Source organism: Nonomuraea sp. NPDC046570 (assembly GCF_040645915.1).
Lineage (GTDB): Bacteria > Actinomycetota > Actinomycetes > Streptosporangiales > Streptosporangiaceae > Nonomuraea.
This window is the reverse complement of the sequence record NZ_JBEYZF010000008.1, coordinates 244,803-259,893: the sequence shown is the minus strand read 5'-3', so window position 1 is coordinate 259,893 and position 15,091 is coordinate 244,803. Positions and strand designations below refer to the sequence as shown.

Genomic DNA, 15,091 nt, shown 5'->3' with positions numbered 1-15,091 from the left:
CCACAGACCACGCTTATCTGTGGTTACCGGCGGGTAGCATTGCGAGTAAGGTTACTCGCCAGTACTTAACGCCCCCGGTTCAAGGAGAGCAGCACCCATGGGCCACTACAAGAGCAACGTGCGCGACCTGGAGTTCAACCTCTTCGAGGTGTTCGGCCGCCGCGACATCCTGGGCACCGGGCCGTTCTCGGAAGTGGACGAGGACATCGCCCGCAGCATCCTGGAAGAGGTCAACAGGGTCGCCACGGGTGTCATCGCTGACTCCTTCGAGGAGGGTGACCGCAACCCGCCGGTGTTCGACCCGGCGACCGGCACCGTGACCCTGCCGGAGGGCGTCAAGAAGTCGTTCGCCGCGCTCATGGAGGGCGGCTGGGCCCACCTGGACCTGCCCACCGACCTCGGCGGCCCCGGCATCCCGCGCTCGCTCGCCTGGTCGGCGGCCGAGATGGTGCTCGGCGCCAACCCCGCCCTGTACATGTACGCCGCGGGCCCCAACTTCGCCTACACGCTGTGGAAGGTCGGCACCCCCGCGCAGAAGCGCTTCGCCGAGCAGGCCATCGAGCGCAACTGGGGCGCCACCATGGTGCTCACCGAGCCCGACGCCGGCTCCGACGTGGGCGCGGGCCGGGCCAAGGCGGTCCAGCAGCCCGACGGCACCTGGCACATCGAGGGCGTCAAGCGCTTCATCACCAGCGCCGAGCACGACATGGCCGAGAACATCTTCCACCTCGTGCTGGCCCGCCCCGAGGGTCACGGCGCCGGCACCAAGGGCCTGTCGATGTTCCTGGTGCCCAAGTACCACGTGAACGACGACGGCGACCTGGGCGAGCGCAACGGCGTCTACGTCACCAACGTCGAGAAGAAGATGGGCCTGAAGGTCTCCACCACCTGCGAGCTCACCTTCGGCGACAAGCACCCGGCGATCGGCACACTGGTCGGCGACGTGCACGAGGGCATCAAGCAGATGTTCATGGTGATCGAGCACGCCCGCATGATGGTCGGCACCAAGGCGATCGCCACACTCTCCACCGGCTACCTCAACGCCCTGGAGTACGCCAAGTCCCGCCTCCAGGGCGCCGACCTCACCCGGATGGCCGACAAGACCGCGCCGCGGGTGACCATCACGCACCACCCCGACGTGCGCCGCGAACTCATGCTGCAGAAGTCGTACGCCGAAGGCATGCGCGCCCTGGTCCTCTACACGGCCACCTTCCAGGACGCCATCCAGATCAACCCCGGCGACCAGGACGCGGCGGCGATGAACGACCTGCTGCTGCCGCTGGTCAAGGGCGTCGGCTCGGAGCGCTCCTACGAGATGCTGGCCCGTTCGCTGCAGACCCTGGGCGGCTCCGGCTACCTGCAGGACTACCCGATCGAGCAGTACATCCGGGACGCGAAGATCGACTCGCTGTACGAGGGCACCACCGCGATCCAGGGCCTCGACCTGTTCTTCCGGAAGATCCTCCGCAACCAGGGCGCGGCCGTGGGCTCGCTGTTGGCCGAGATCAAGGCGTTCGCCACCTCCGAGGCGGGCAACGGCCGGCTCAAGGGCGAGCGCGAACTCCTCGACGAGGCCGCCGACCACGTCAAGGCCATGGGCGACGTGATGGCCGGATGGGCGATCGGCTCGCTGGAGGCGCCGAAGGACGTCTACAAGGTCGGCCTCAACAGCACCCGCTTCCTGCTCGCGCTCGGCGACCTGGTCATCGGCTGGCTGCTGCTGCGCCAGGCGGAGATCGCGCTGGACGCGCTGGCCGACGGCGAGGACCCGTTCTACCAGGGCAAGGTCGCCGGCGCGTCGTTCTTCGCGACCACCGTGCTGCCGCGCCTGGCCGCCGAGCGCCGGATCCTCAAGGGAACGAACCTGGACCTGATGGAGCTTGCGGAAGAGGCGTTCTAGGTTCACCTGCTCCCGCGGCAGGGTCACGACAGGCCCGCCCGCCCCTCACCGGGGCTGGGCGGGCCTGTTCCGTCCCAACGCACCCGGCTCGCCCTCCCCGATCCACGCGAACCTGTTGAAGCCCGGAGACGGGCGGTGCGAGGGTCGAGGGCATGAGCTCATCGCGTCACGACCACGCCTTGCCCCCTGCTCGCGTCGAAGAGGTGTCCGACGGCGTCTACGCCTACATCCAGCCGGACGGAAGCTGGTGGATCAACAACACCGGGTTCCTCGCCGGACGGCGCGGCGTCATCAGCGTCGACGCCTGCTCGACCGAGCGGCGCACCTTGGCGTACCGGGAGGCGATCGCGCGGGTCACCGACCGGCCGGTGACCACGCTGATCAACACCCACCACCACGGCGACCACACCTTCGGCAACTACCTCTTCCCCGAGGCGACGATCGTGGGGCACGAGCGCACCCGCGAGCAGATCCTCGCCGACGGCATCCCCGACTACCGCGACCTGGCCTGGACGCCGGTGGAGTGGGGCCCGCTGGAGGCGGTGCCGCCGTTCCTCACCTACACCGACTCGGTCACCGTCCACTCCGACGAGCTGCGCTGCGAGGTGCGCCACCTCGGCCTGCCCGCGCACACCAGCAACGACTCCATCGTGTGGATCCCCGAGCGCAGGCTGCTGTTCTCCGGCGACCTGATCTTCAACGGCGGCACCCCGTTCATGCTGATGGGCTCGGTCACCGGCGCGATCGAGGCGCTCGAAGCCCTCAGGGCGCTGGGCGCGGAGACGATCGTGCCCGGACACGGCGCGGTGTGCGGGTCCGAGGCGATCGACGCCGTGCAGGGCTACCTGCGCTTCGTGCAGGCCACCGCCGAGCGCGGGCGGGCGGCGGGTCTCACCCCGCTGCAGGCGGCCCGGGAGAGCGACCTCGGGGAGTACGCGGAGCTGCTCGACGCCGAGCGGCTCGTCGGCAACCTGTACCGCGCCTACGCCGAGCTCGACGGGCTGCCCCGGGGCGAGCCGATCGACCTCGTCCCGCCCATGCTCGACATGATCGAGTTCAACGGCGGCAAGCCGCTGACATGTCTCGCCTAGATCACCCATAGACGGGTATGACGGAGGGCGTACGCGCTCTTTACCCTCCGGAGGTCGCCATGGGTGTCGGGGTCAGCATCTTCTTCCTCACGCTCGGCGCCATCCTCAGATTCGCCATCGAACCGGACGTCTTCGGCTCCGCCGTCCACATGGACCGGATCGGCATCATCTTCATGATCGTCGGAGGCGTCGGGGTGATCCTCAGCATCGTGCTGGCCCCCCGGCGCGGCCAGACCTCCGAGGGCAGGCTGATGCACCGGGAGAACAACCCGCCCGACCTCTGATCGCCGCTCAGAACTCGAACTGCACGGCCGCCCTGCCCGCCTTGATGGGCTTGATCCGCTCGGCGATGACCGCCTGGTGCGCGGGGTGGTCGCGGTACACCTCGTAGTCGGCGAGGTTGTCGAACTCGGCGACGATCGCGAAGTCGGAGTTGTCGGCGACCAGTCCGAGGTCGGCGCCAAGGTCGTAGCGGCGTAGCTGCGGGATGAGCGCCGGAAGCGTGGCCAGCCCCTCGGCCACCGCCGCCCGCTGCTCGGCGGTGGCGTCGTCGGTCCAGGTCAGCAGCACGATGTGACGAATCATGGCGGCCAGCCTAGAGGCGGCGGCCACAGCGGTCGACACCGGGCGCTCGTGTCCTGGAACCGGGCAGGAGGGCCCCGGCGGGCCCTCCTGCTCGGATCAGCTCCAGGCGAGCATGCGGAGCGGGTCCTCCAGCATCGCGCCGACGTCCCTCAGGAACAGGGAGCCGAGCTCGCCGTCGATGATCCGATGGTCGAAGGAGAAGGCCAGCGTGGTCACCTTGCGTACGGCCAGCTCCCCGTCCACCACCCACGGCATGTCGCGCACCAGGCCGAACGCCAGGATCGCCGACTCACCCGGGTTGATGATCGGAGTGCCGGTGTCCACGCCGAACACGCCCACGTTGGTGATCGTGATCGTGCCGCCCGCCATCTCGGCCGGCTGGGTACGGCCCGCCCGCGCGGTCTCGGCCAGCTCGCCGAGCGCCACCGCCAGTTCGGGCAGCGACTTGGTGTGCGCGTCCTTGATGTTGGGCACCAGCAGGCCGCGCGGAGTGGCCGCGGCGATGCCCAGGTTCACGTAGTGCTTGACCACGATCTCCTGGGCCTGCTCGTCCCAGGTGGAGTTGACCATCGGGTAGCGGCGGGCCGCGGTGAGCACGGCCTTGGCCACCAGCAGCAGCGGCGAGACCTTGACCTCGGCGAAGTCGGCCATCGTGCGCAGCCGCCGGACCGCCTCCATCGTCGCCGTGACGTCCACCTGGAGGAACTCGGTGACGTGCGGGGCGGTGAACGCGCTGGCCACCATGGCCTGCGCGGTCATCTTCCGCACGCCCTTGATCGGGATGCGCTCCTCCTCGGCCGCGGGCGCGGCCTGCGCGGGACCGCGGACGGCCGGGGCTCCGGCCGGCACGCCCTGGCTGGCCGCCTGGACGTCCTCGCGGGTGATCGAGCCCTGCGGCCCCGAGCCCGTGAGCGTCGCCAGGTCCACCCCCAGGTCCTTGGCCAGCTTGCGCACCGGAGGCTTGGCCAGCACGGCGACCCGGGCCGGGTTGGCGACCGGCTCGGCGGGGATCAAGGGCACCGGCGCCGGGGCCTCGGCGCGAGCCCCCTCAGGCGCGGCGGCCTGGCCACCGTTCGCGGCCGGTGTGGCTGCCTTCCTCGGGCGGCGCTTCGCGGCGCCCTGTTTGACGCCGTAGCCCACCAGGACCGGCTGGCGTTCCTCCTTGGGGGCGGGACTGCCGTGCGCTCCCGGCTCGACCGCGCCCTCCTTGGGCGGACTCGGCACCATGTCCTCGGCCTGGGCCGCGGAGACACCCGTCTCGGGAGCGGATTCGGCCTCGGCGGTGTTCACCGCGATGATCGGCAGGCCGACGTCGATCGTCTGGCCCTCGTCGGCCAGCAGGTCGGCGACCACCCCGTCCCACGGGATGGGCAGCTCGACGATCGACTTGGCCGTCTCGATCTCCACGACGATCTGGTTGACCTTGACCGCGTCCCCGGCCTTGACGTGCCAGCGGACGATCTCCGCCTCGGTCAGGCCCTCACCGACGTCGGGGAGCTTGAACTCGCGTCGCATGGACGTCCCCCTCTCAGTAGGTGTAGGTACGGTCGACGGCGTCGAGCACCCTGTCCAGGTCGGGCAGGTAGTACTCCTCCAGCTTCGACGGCGGGTACGGCGTCGACGGCCCGCAGACCCGCAGCACGGGCGACTCCAGGTGGTAGAAGCAGCTCTCGGTGATCCGGGCCGCCAGCTCCGCCCCGAACCCGCTGTAGAGCGGCGCCTCGTGCACGATCACGACCCGGCCGGTGCGCCGCACCGAGTCCATGACCAGGGGCGTGTCCAGCGGGTTCAGCGAGCGCAGGTCGATCACTTCGAGGGAGCGGCCGTCGTCCTGCGCCGCTGCCGCCGCCTCCAGGCAGGTCTTCACCATCGGGCCGTAGCAGAGCAGTGTGACGTCGGTGCCGGGCCGTACCACCTGGGCCTTGTCGAGTGGGGTCCACCAGGCGGTGTCGGTGGTGTCGACGTCGGCCTTCTCCCAGTAGCGGCGCTTGGGCTCGAAGAAGATGACCGGGTCGTCGCAGCGGATGGCCTGCTGGATCATCGAGTAGGCGTCGGCGGGATTGGAGCAGGCCACCACGCGCAGGCCGGCGGTGTGCGTGAAGTACGCCTCGGGCGACTCGCTGTGGTGCTCGACCGCGCCGATGCCGCCGCCGCACGGGATGCGCACGACCACGGGCAGCTTCAGCGCGCCGAGCGAGCGCAGCGGCATCTTGGCGAGCTGGGTGATGATCTGGTCGGCGGCCGGGAAGACGAAGCCGTCGAACTGGATCTCGCACACCGGCCGGTAGCCGCGCAGGGCCAGGCCGATCGCGGTGCCGATGATGCCCGACTCGGCGAGCGGGGTGTCGATGACCCGGTCCTCGCCGAAGTCCTTCTGCAGGCCGTCGGTGACCCGGAAGACGCCGCCGAGCTTGCCGACGTCCTCGCCCATGATGAGGACCTTGGGGTCGTCCTCCATGGCCTTGCGCATGCCCTCGTTCAGCGCTTTGGACAGGCTGAGAATGCTCATCGCTCGAAGCCCTCCAGGTAGGCGGCGAACTGCCGGCGCTCGTCGTCCATGAGGGCGTGCGGCTCGGCGTACACGTGGTCGAAGATGGCCAGCGGCTCGGGATCGGGCATGGCCAGGCAGCGCCGTCGCACGTCGGCGCCGAGCGCGTCGGCCTCGGCGTCGACGGAGTCGAAGAAGTCCTGGTCGGCCAGGTCGCTCTTGAACAGGTACGCCTTGACCCGCTCGATCGGGTCCTTGAGCTTCCACGCCTCCAGTTCGCTGGCGACGCGGTAGCGGGTGGGGTCGTCGGTGGTCGTGTGGGCGCCCATCCGGTAGGTGAATGCCTCGATGAGGGTCGGCCCCTGGCCTTCGCGGGCGTTCTTCAGCGCCTGGCGGGTGACCGCGAGGCAGGCGAACACGTCGTTGCCGTCGACCCGGATGCCGGGGAAGCCGAATCCGGAGGCGCGGCGGTACAGCGGGATGCGGGTCTGCTTCTCCAGCGGCTCGGAGATGGCCCACTGGTTGTTCTGGCAGAAGAAGACGATGGGCGCGTTGAACACGCTGGCCCAGATGAAGGACTCGTTGACGTCGCCCTGGGAGGTGGCGCCGTCGCCGAAGTAGGCGATGGTGGCGGCGTTGGCGCCGTCGCGCTGGATGCCCATGGCGTACCCGACGGCGTGCAGGGTCTGGCTGCCGATCACGATGGTGTACAGGTGGAAGTTGTGCTCGGCGGGGTCCCAGCCGCCGTGGTTCACACCGCGGAACAAGCCGAGCAGCTTGACCGGGTCGACGTCCCGGCACCAGGCGACGCCGTGCTCACGGTAGGTGGGGAAGGCCATGTCGGCGTCGGTCAGGGCGCGGCCCGAACCGATCTGCGCGGCCTCCTGGCCGAGCAGCGAGGCCCAGATGCCCAGCTCGCCCTGGCGCTGGAGGGCGACGGCCTCCAGGTCCACGCGACGCACGAGAACCAGGTCGCGGTAGAGCGCCTTCACCTCGTCGGGCGTCAGGTCGATGTCGTAGTCGGGGTGCTCGACACGCTCTCCCTCGGGGGTGAGCAGTTGGACGAGCTCCGGAGGTGCTTCAGCACCACGAGAGGCGTCGACGGTCACGTGCCACTCCTGTGCGGTCGGGGCCAGTGGGATGGGGTTGCCACCTGTAGCCAGCCTTTCCATGCGTCCGTCCATCTGGTGGTGGTTCGTACGCTTATGGGGACATCGTGGCAGAGGCCACAGCCCCACGCGCAAGCCCCTTCCCCTCCCCGTTCCCGGTGGATCGCCGCCGACACCTCGCCGAGGGCCGCCGGGTAACGGCCGCGCCCCCTTCTCCCAAGTGAACTCGGAGGGGGAGAAGCGGCGATACCAGAGTGCGAAGCCGGTAACGATCTGGGGGTCACCATTCCGCCATCTCGCGTATTTGTGCTGCTCGAAAACAGGGCACTGCTCCTGGCCCTGGTGCCGGCGGTCGCGCTCAGGGCGCTCACGGTTCTCGGCTATCCGCCCGCGCTGTGGTTCTGGGCAGACTCCTTCAGCTACCTGCGGGTGGTGGCTCCCGGCCCGTTTCGGCCGGCCGGATACTCCGTCTTCCTCGCGCTGCTCGAGCCCGCGCACAGCCTCGCATTGGTCACCGGGATCCAGCACACCCTCGGCCTGGCGCTGGCCGTCGCGGTGGCGCTGGTCAGGCGGGCCTACGACGCCCTGTTTCCGGCGCTGGCGGCGCTGCTGCTCATCGCCGCGCCGCCCTTCCTCACCGGCTTCGACGTGCGCTACGTGATCCCGGCGATCCCCCTGGCCTGCCTGGCGACCGGGATGGCCGCTGCGGGGCGGTCGGGCGGTGGCACTAGGCTGAACGCCGGAAGTCACCTGCGCCTACCCATGGAGGAAGATCGTGGCGCGCGTCATCGTGGACGTCATGCTCAAACCGGAGATCCTGGACCCGCAGGGGCAGGCGATCGCCCGCGCACTGCCGCGCCTGGGCTTCTCGGGAGTCTCCCAGGTACGCCAGGGCAAGCGCTTTGAGGTCGAACTCGACGGCCCCGCCGACGAGGCGGCACTTGCGGACGTCCGAAAGATGGCTGAGACGCTCCTGGCCAACACGGTGATCGAGGACTACACCGTACGGGTTGAGGGGTAGAAGGGCACTTTTGCCGCCTTGATTTACCCTTGACAGCTTAAAGTCGGATTCCGCCGTGCCACAATGCCACGTGCTTACCAACACTAAATAACAACAACGTGATTTTGCGGTTAGCCCGGATTTCACGGGGAAACCTACTCCAGGTGACATTCTGGCGCCGGGAGGGGTCCGGTGGACATTGAGTTCTCGTTGGCTCTGCCTCGGGATGCGATCGGCATACCGATGGTCAGGCGAGTGCTGGGAGACGCCTTGCGCTCACTCAACGTGAGCGAGAGCTGCATCTCCGACATGCTGCTCGCGGTCTCCGAGGCCTGCTCCAACGCCGTACGGCACGGCGGCCCCGCCAACCGCTACGAGGTGACCGCCTCCATCGGCTACGGCCGCTGCGACGTACGCGTCGCCGACAGCGGCCGCGGCCTGCCCTCCATGCCCCTGCACTACCCGCCCGCCGACACCGAGAACGGCCGCGGTCTGCTCATCATGCGCTCGGTCGTGGACGAGATCTCCTTCGGCATCACCCCGGGCCGCGGCACCACCGTGCACCTGCGCAAGCACCTGGCCTGGGACGACGAGGCGGGAGCGCGCCAGCGCGAGCTCGCGGCCGTCTGAGCGGTCCCCCGCCGCCCCGTTTGGCGGCAACCGATAACCTGGGGACACCGCCGCAGACCGCCGTCCACCCCAAGAGACGGCGGCGCGCGCGTGCGCATCCTCGGAGGGGACGAACTCATGAGCGCTGCCCGTGTGGGCGTAGTCACGTTTCCAGGCACTCTCGACGACCAGGACGCCGCCCGCGCCGTGCGGCTGGCAGGCGCGCAGGCGGTGCCGCTGTGGCACGCCGAGCACGACCTCAAGGGCGTCGACGCGGTCTTCCTGCCGGGAGGGTTCTCCTACGGCGACTACCTGCGGTGCGGAGCGATCTCCCGCTTCGCCCCGCTGATGGAGGAGCTGATCCCGGCCGCCCGCAGCGGGCTTCCGGTGCTCGGCACGTGCAACGGCTTCCAGATCCTCTGCGAGGCGCACCTGCTGCCGGGCGCGCTGACCCGCAACGCGAGCCTGCACTACATCTGCCGCGACCAGCGGCTGGTCGTCGAGCGGGACGACACCCCCTGGACCTCCGCCTTCCGGCCCGGCCAGGAGATCGTGCTGCCGGTCAAGCACGGTGAGGGCCGCTACGTCGCCGCGCCGGAGACGCTCGCGGCGCTGGAGGCCGGCGGCCAGGTGGTCATCCGCTACGTGGGCAATCCCAACGGCTCACTCAACGACATCGCGGGCATCCGCAACGAGGCCGGCAACATCGTCGGCCTGATGCCGCATCCCGAGCACGCCGTCGAGGACCTGGTCGGCGCCCCGAGCACCGACGGCCTCGGCTTCTTCACCTCGATCCTGAAGAACCTGGTGAACGCATGAGCACCGACAACGTCAAGCGCGCGGCCGAGACCCCTGACGAGCCGATGCCCTACGCCGAGCTGGGGATGAAGCTCGACGAGTACGACCGGGTGCGGGAGATCCTCGGCCGCCGCCCCACCTCCTCCGAGCTGGCGATCTACTCGGTCATGTGGAGCGAGCACTGCTCCTACAAGTCCTCCAAGGTGCACCTCAAGCAGTTCGCCAGCAAGGCGCCCAAGTCGGAGGCGCTGCTGGTCGGCATGGGGGAGAACGCCGGCGTCGTGGACATCGGCGACGGCTGGGCGGCCACCTTCAAGATCGAGTCGCACAACCACCCGTCCTACGTCGAGCCGCACCAGGGCGCCGCCACCGGCGTCGGCGGCATCGTGCGCGACATCATGTCGATGGGCGCCCGGCCGATCGCCGTCATGGACGCGCTGCGCTTCGGCGGCGCCACCCAGGACGACACCCGCCGGGTGCTGCCGGGCGTGGTCGAGGGCATCAGCCACTACGGCAACTGCCTGGGCCTGCCCAACATCGGCGGCGAGGTCTCCTTCGACCCCTGCTACATCGGCAACCCGCTGGTCAACGCGCTCTGCGTGGGCCTGCTGCGCAAGGACCAGATCAAGCTGGCCACCGCGCCGGGTCCCGGCAACAAGGTGGTGCTGTTCGGCGCCTCCACCGGGCCCGACGGCATCGGCGGCGCGAGCGTGCTGGCCAGCGCGACCTTCGAGGAGGAGTCGCACGCCAAGCGCCCGGCCGTCCAGGTCGGCGACCCGTTCATGGAGAAGCTGCTCATCGAGTGCTGCCTGGAGCTGTACGCGGCCGACGTGGTCGTCGGCATCCAGGACCTCGGCGCGGCCGGCGTCTCCTGCGCGACCACCGAACTGGCCGCCAAGGGTACCGGCGGCATGAATGTCGACCTCAACCTGGTCCCGCTCCGCGATCCCTCGCTGCAGCCCGAGGAGATCCTGATGAGCGAGTCCCAGGAGCGGATGATGGCGGTCGTCGCGCCGTCGGACATCCCCGCGTTCATGGCCATCTGCCGGCGGTGGGACGTCCCCGCCACGGTCATCGGCGAGGTCACCGACACCGGCAGGCTGGTGATGACCTGGCACGGCGAGACGATCGTCGACATCCCGCCGGGCACCGCGGCCGACGAAGGTCCCGTCTACGAGCGCCCCTACTCCGAGCCCGCCGGCCAGGCCGCGCTCAACGCCGATTCGGCCGCCCGGCTGGAGCGGCCCGGCGACCTGCGCGCGACGCTGCTGGAGCTGCTCGGCTCGCCGAACCTGGCCTCCAAGGAGTGGGTGACCTCCCAGTACGACCGCTATGTCAGGTCCAACACCGTGCTGGCGCAGCCGGCCGACGCGGGCATGCTGCGGATCTCGGAGGTCATGGACGGCGCGGAGCCGACGACCAGGGGCATCGCGCTGGCCGTCGACGGCAACGGCCGCTACGCCAGGCTCGACCCGTACGCGGGCGCCCAGCTCGCGCTGGCCGAGGCGTACCGCAACGTGGCCGTGACCGGCGCGAAGCCGCTGGCGGTCACCAACTGCCTCAACTTCGGCTCGCCCGAGGACCCCGAGGTCATGTGGCAGTTCGCCGAGGCCGTCCGCGGGCTGGCGGACGCCTGCAGGACGCTCGGCGTGCCGGTCACCGGCGGCAACGTCTCCTTCTACAACCAGACCGGTTCGGCCGCCATCCACCCCACGCCCGTCGTGGGCGTGCTCGGCGTGATCGACGACGTGGCCAAGCGCGTCAGGTCCGGGTTCGTGGCCGAGGGGCTGCGCGTCGCGCTGCTCGGCGAGACGAAGGAGGAGTTCGGCGGCTCGGAGTGGGCGCACGTCGTCCACGGGCACCTCGGCGGCCTGCCGCCGGAGGCCGACCTGGAGGCCGAGCGCGGCCTCGCGGCCGTCCTGGTCGAGGCCGCCTCCCAGGGGCTCGTCGAGGGGTCCCACGACCTCTCCGACGGCGGTCTGGCGATCGCCCTGGCCGAGGCCTGCCTCGCCCAGGGGGTCGGCGCGACGGTGTCGCTGAGCGGGGACGCGTTCGCCGGCCTGTTCAGTGAGTCGTCGGCGCGGGCGCTGGTGGCGGTGCGCGAGGAGTCCTTCGACGCGCTCGCGGCCCTATGCGCCCGGCACGAGGTGCCCTGCTACGGGCTCGGCGTCACGGGCGGCTCGTCCCTGGTCGTCGAGGACGTCCTGGAGATCCCGATCGAGGAACTCCGCGCCACGCACGAGGGAACCCTGCCGGCCCTGTTCGGCTGACCCGCCGGGGCCGGTACGGCACGCGCCGTACCGGCCCTGTCGGTCAGCTCTTCGACACGCAGACGGCGTAGACCGTGCCGCCGTTGCCGTGGCCGCCGCCCTTCTGCAGCTCGGGGGAGGGGGTCTGCTTGCCAGCCTCGGACGAGCTCATGGACCTGTCATCGTCGTCGTCGTGGCTGCCGTTCAGCGACACCGTCCAGCCGCTGGGGACGCCGCCGTTCGCGGTGGGCATGCTGGTCACGACCGTGCCCTTGATGCCGGAGAAGCCGCCGCCGGTCGCCACCTTGCCGTAGCCGCAGGAGACCGAGCCGGTCTTGCCGGAGAAGTTCGAGGACACGACGGTGACCGAGCCGAAGCCTCCGGAGTCGCCCTTGTCGCCCTTCGGTCCCTGCTTGCCGTCGTCGCCCTTGGGTCCCGCGGGGCCGCGCTCGCCGTCCTTGCCCGGGGAGCCAGGCTGACCGTCCTTGCCCGGGGCGCCCTGCTTGCCGTCGTCGCCCTTGGGTCCCGCGGGGCCGCGCTCGCCGTCCTTGCCCGCCGGGCCCTGGGGACCGGTGGCGCCGTCCTTGCCGTCCTTGCCCGGGGCGCCGTCCTTGCCGTTGACGCCGGGCTTGCCCGCCGGGCCCACGGGGCCGGTGGCGCCGTCCTTGCCCGCCGGGCCCTGGGCGCCGGTGAGGCCGCGCGGGCCGTCCGCGCCCGCGGGGCCCTGGCCGCCGCCGCCACCGCCGGACTCGCCGCCCCAGGTGACCCGGACCTCGGTGGTCCGGCACCTGGTGGTGGCGTTGACGATGCGGGCGTAACGCGACTTCTTGTTCACGCAGGCGTGCACCACGGCGCCGGCGGCGGAGACCGCGGAGACGCCGGCGGTCGAGGCTGTGGAGACACCGCCGACCACCAGGAGCGAGCCGGCGAGTGCGCCGGTCGCGGCGAGAGTGAGCACGCGCCCACCGAAGACCTTCATGCCACGGACTTCCTTCCAGAGGAACAGGTGATGCTGAAGATGTGCAAGTGATACACGTTTCAAACGGTCCAATGGTGTACATAACCACATAACGTATTCATCACAAAACAGAGCGTGACTTTTGATCTGACGTTCTGTGAGCCGTCCGGTCCGGTAGGGCGCGTGGAATAATCGGGGGCGTTCGGGGGAACCGCGGTCGTCGGCCGCGGCGGGCATCTGACGGAGGACGACTTGCCGACCCCCAGCCCCTACCTTCCTCCCGCCACGCAGCCCGTCAGGGCCGTGGTGTGGGCGATTCACCTGATCGTGCCGATGCTCGGGCTCTGGCTGCTGCTGGCCGGAGGCGACGCGGTCAACCTCAAGTGGCAGCACAACCCCAGCCACTTCTGGATGATCCTCACCGTGGCCGGGCTCAACGTGGTGCTCGGCCTGATGGTCAGCGAGGCCGCGCGCAGGCACGCCGACGCCCGGCTCTTCCTGGTCTCGATGGTCTTCCTCAGCAGCGCCGGATTCTTCCTCCTGCACGGCCTGGCCACCCCGCAGATCATCCTGGCCAAGGGCTCGCTCGGCTTCGACATCGGCCAGCAGGTGGGCCTCTCCATCGCGGCCGTCTTCGCCTTCGCCTCCGCCCTCCCCCTGGACGACCGGCGGGCCAGGGCCGTACTCGCCGCGCAGGGCACCGTCCGCGCCGGGCTCGTGGCCTTCATGGCCCTGTGGGGGCTGGCCTCGCTGATCCCCGGCTTCACCCCGCTCAGCGCGCCGCCGAACGCGGCCCCCGTCTCCTGGCTGGCCTGGCTCTCCGTGCCCGGAGTCCTGCTGTACGGCGCCGCCAGCGCACTGATGTTCCGCCTGCACCGCAGCCGCCCCTCGGCCATGCTGATCAGCCTGATCACCGCCTACGCCCTGCTCGCCGAGGCGATGGTCGCCGGGATGTCGCAGCTCAACTGGCACCTGTCCTGGTGGGAGTGGCACCTGCTGCTCACCCTGGCCTTCGTCTTCGTCGGCTACAGCTCCTACCTGCAGTTCAGGCGCGAGGGCAGCAGCGCGGGCCTGTTCGACTCGGTGTCGCTGTCGGCCACGGTCGCGCGCATCGAGGCGCACTACGAGCAGGCGCTGGAGGAACTGGTCGAGCACGTGCGCAGGGGCGAGCCGCTGGCGGCCACCCGCCTGTCGGGCAAGTTCCGGCTGAGCGAGGGCCAGGCGGCCGTGCTCGACCGGGCGGGGCAGGCGCTGGCCGGCGAGCGGGAGCTCTCAGCGCGCCTGGCCGCGCTGGTCGAGGTGGGCGGCCAGGCCAGGGTCGGGCTGCCGGAGGCCGAGCTGCTGTCCGGCGCGCTGGAACGGGTCCGGCAGGCCTACGGCGACGTGCGGATCGGCCTGGTCGACGACGGCCGGGTGCAGATCGGCTCGCGGGCGTACACCTTTCCCGGTCTCGCGCCCGTCTCGAACGGTCACCTGGTGGCCCTCCCGCTCACTGTCAAGGGGCATCTGGCCGGGGCGGTGGAGATCCCGCTCGGCCGTACCAGGCACGACGAGGCGCTGGCCGCGACGCTGGCCGGGCAGCTGTCCATCTCGCTGGAGAACGCGCGGCTGTACCAGGAGCTGAACACCCTGTTCCGGCAGTACATGTCGCCGGACGTCGCCAACGCGCTGCTCGCCGACCCGGGGCAGGCGGCGCTCGGCGGCGAGCTGAAGGAGCTGACCTCGCTGTTCGCCGACCTCAAGGGGTTCACCACGTTCTCCGAGCGGGTCTCGCCCGGCGAGATCGTCGAGATGCTGAACCGGTACCACACCGCCGCGGTGCCGTGCATCCTCGACAACGGCGGCACGATCGTGCAGTTCGTCGGGGACGCGCTGCTGGCGCTGTTCAACGCGCCGGCCACGCAGGATCGGCACGAGCTGGCCGCCTGCCGGGCGGCGCTGGCCATGCAGGAGGCGGCGGGGCGGGTGTCGGAGGAGGTCGCCGGGGAGCAGGCGGCGGGGCGGCGGGGCGGGGTGGAGTGGCCGACCTTCCGGGTCGGCGTCAACACCGGGCCCGCCCTGGTGGGCAACATCGGCAGTCCCGAGCTGCGCGGGTTCAACGCGATGGGCGACTGCGTGAACGTGGCGGCCAGGCTCCAGGCGCTGGCCGAGCCGGGGACCGTGGTGATCGGCGAGGCGACGCTGGCCGGGCTGGGCGACAGGGCACGGGTGACGCCGCTGGGATCGCTGTCGCTCAAGGGGAAGGAGCGGACCGTCGACGCCTACGTTCTCGGGGAATTGGCGTAGCTGCGCGGTGGCCGTACG

13 protein-coding genes are annotated in these 15,091 nt (G+C 70.5%); 8 read left to right on the top strand and 5 right to left on the bottom strand.

Going from position 1 to position 15,091, the window contains the following annotated elements; genetic code table 11:
* The first annotated feature begins 97 nt into the window (after positions 1–97).
* The 3 genes from ABZ911_RS16375 (at position 98) to ABZ911_RS16365 (ending at position 3,275) form a co-directional block, all read left to right on the top strand.
* Positions 98–1,900, top strand: coding sequence for an acyl-CoA dehydrogenase (locus ABZ911_RS16375; RefSeq protein ID WP_358055853.1), 1,803 nt, complete (start codon positions 98–100; stop codon positions 1,898–1,900).
* Positions 1,901–2,052: 152 nt separating this feature from the next.
* Complete coding sequence (locus ABZ911_RS16370) at positions 2,053–2,991, top strand: MBL fold metallo-hydrolase (protein WP_358055851.1); 939 nt, start codon at positions 2,053–2,055, stop codon at positions 2,989–2,991.
* Between the two features lie 59 nt (positions 2,992–3,050).
* Entirely contained in the window at positions 3,051–3,275 is a 225-nt protein-coding gene (locus tag ABZ911_RS16365; protein ID WP_358055849.1) for a hypothetical protein, read from the top strand.
* A gap of 7 nt (positions 3,276–3,282) precedes the next feature.
* Here the strand turns inward: ABZ911_RS16365 and ABZ911_RS16360 are convergent, their stop codons facing one another.
* The 4 genes from ABZ911_RS16360 to pdhA all read right to left on the bottom strand — a co-directional run bounded on the left by ABZ911_RS16360 (position 3,283) and on the right by pdhA (position 7,173).
* Complete coding sequence (locus ABZ911_RS16360) at positions 3,283–3,576, bottom strand: Dabb family protein (RefSeq protein ID WP_358055847.1); 294 nt, start codon at positions 3,574–3,576, stop codon at positions 3,283–3,285.
* A 96-nt stretch (positions 3,577–3,672) separates the two neighbouring features.
* Positions 3,673–5,091 (bottom strand): 2-oxo acid dehydrogenase subunit E2, encoded by a 1,419-nt coding sequence (locus ABZ911_RS16355; protein ID WP_358055845.1) that lies wholly within the window; start codon positions 5,089–5,091, stop codon positions 3,673–3,675.
* Positions 5,092–5,104: 13 nt separating this feature from the next.
* A complete protein-coding gene (locus tag ABZ911_RS16350; protein WP_358055843.1) occupies positions 5,105–6,085 on the bottom strand; it encodes an alpha-ketoacid dehydrogenase subunit beta in 981 nt (326 codons plus the stop codon).
* Complete coding sequence (gene pdhA / locus ABZ911_RS16345; RefSeq protein WP_358055841.1) at positions 6,082–7,173, bottom strand: pyruvate dehydrogenase (acetyl-transferring) E1 component subunit alpha; 1,092 nt, start codon at positions 7,171–7,173, stop codon at positions 6,082–6,084. Before pdhA ends, ABZ911_RS16350 begins: the two co-directional genes overlap by 4 nt.
* A gap of 775 nt (positions 7,174–7,948) precedes the next feature.
* Here pdhA and purS point away from each other — a divergent pair.
* The 4 genes from purS (at position 7,949) to purL (ending at position 11,850) form a co-directional block, all read left to right on the top strand.
* Positions 7,949–8,194, top strand: a complete 246-nt coding sequence (gene purS / locus ABZ911_RS16340; protein WP_358055839.1) for a phosphoribosylformylglycinamidine synthase subunit PurS — start codon at positions 7,949–7,951, stop codon at positions 8,192–8,194.
* Between the two features lie 222 nt (positions 8,195–8,416).
* Positions 8,417–8,803: an ATP-binding protein gene (locus ABZ911_RS16335; protein ID WP_358055837.1), complete on the top strand. Its 387-nt coding sequence runs from the start codon at positions 8,417–8,419 to the stop codon at positions 8,801–8,803.
* Positions 8,804–8,920: 117 nt separating this feature from the next.
* Positions 8,921–9,601, top strand: coding sequence for a phosphoribosylformylglycinamidine synthase subunit PurQ (gene purQ, locus ABZ911_RS16330; protein WP_358055835.1), 681 nt, complete (start codon positions 8,921–8,923; stop codon positions 9,599–9,601).
* Positions 9,598–11,850: a phosphoribosylformylglycinamidine synthase subunit PurL gene (purL, locus tag ABZ911_RS16325; protein ID WP_358055833.1), complete on the top strand. Its 2,253-nt coding sequence runs from the start codon at positions 9,598–9,600 to the stop codon at positions 11,848–11,850. The genes purQ and purL overlap by 4 nt, the downstream gene beginning before the upstream one ends.
* A gap of 43 nt (positions 11,851–11,893) precedes the next feature.
* On the opposite strand, the gene ABZ911_RS16320 is transcribed toward purL, so the two are convergent.
* Positions 11,894–12,808: a hypothetical protein gene (locus ABZ911_RS16320; protein WP_358055831.1), complete on the bottom strand. Its 915-nt coding sequence runs from the start codon at positions 12,806–12,808 to the stop codon at positions 11,894–11,896.
* A gap of 231 nt (positions 12,809–13,039) precedes the next feature.
* On the opposite strand from ABZ911_RS16320, the gene ABZ911_RS16315 reads away from it, so the two are divergent.
* The gene (locus ABZ911_RS16315; protein WP_358055829.1) at positions 13,040–15,073 is read left to right on the top strand and encodes an adenylate/guanylate cyclase domain-containing protein; all 2,034 of its coding nucleotides are present in this window, start codon (positions 13,040–13,042) and stop codon (positions 15,071–15,073) included.
* The last annotated feature ends 18 nt before the right edge of the window (positions 15,074–15,091 follow it).

Bases quoted from the DNA above. Each gene is read 5' to 3' on its own strand.
- ABZ911_RS16375 (WP_358055853.1), top strand. From the start codon at position 98: ATGGGCCACTACAAGAGCAACGTGCGCGACCTGGAGTTCAACCTCTTC.
- ABZ911_RS16370 (WP_358055851.1), top strand. From the start codon at position 2,053: ATGAGCTCATCGCGTCACGACCACGCCTTGCCCCCTGCTCGCGTCGAA.
- ABZ911_RS16365 (WP_358055849.1), top strand. From the start codon at position 3,051: ATGGGTGTCGGGGTCAGCATCTTCTTCCTCACGCTCGGCGCCATCCTC.
- ABZ911_RS16360 (WP_358055847.1), bottom strand. From the start codon at position 3,576: ATGATTCGTCACATCGTGCTGCTGACCTGGACCGACGACGCCACCGCC.
- ABZ911_RS16355 (WP_358055845.1), bottom strand. From the start codon at position 5,091: ATGCGACGCGAGTTCAAGCTCCCCGACGTCGGTGAGGGCCTGACCGAG.
- ABZ911_RS16350 (WP_358055843.1), bottom strand. From the start codon at position 6,085: ATGAGCATTCTCAGCCTGTCCAAAGCGCTGAACGAGGGCATGCGCAAG.
- ABZ911_RS16335 (WP_358055837.1), top strand. From the start codon at position 8,417: ATGGTCAGGCGAGTGCTGGGAGACGCCTTGCGCTCACTCAACGTGAGC.
- purQ (WP_358055835.1), top strand. From the start codon at position 8,921: ATGAGCGCTGCCCGTGTGGGCGTAGTCACGTTTCCAGGCACTCTCGAC.
- purL (WP_358055833.1), top strand. From the start codon at position 9,598: ATGAGCACCGACAACGTCAAGCGCGCGGCCGAGACCCCTGACGAGCCG.
- ABZ911_RS16320 (WP_358055831.1), bottom strand. From the start codon at position 12,808: ATGAAGGTCTTCGGTGGGCGCGTGCTCACTCTCGCCGCGACCGGCGCA.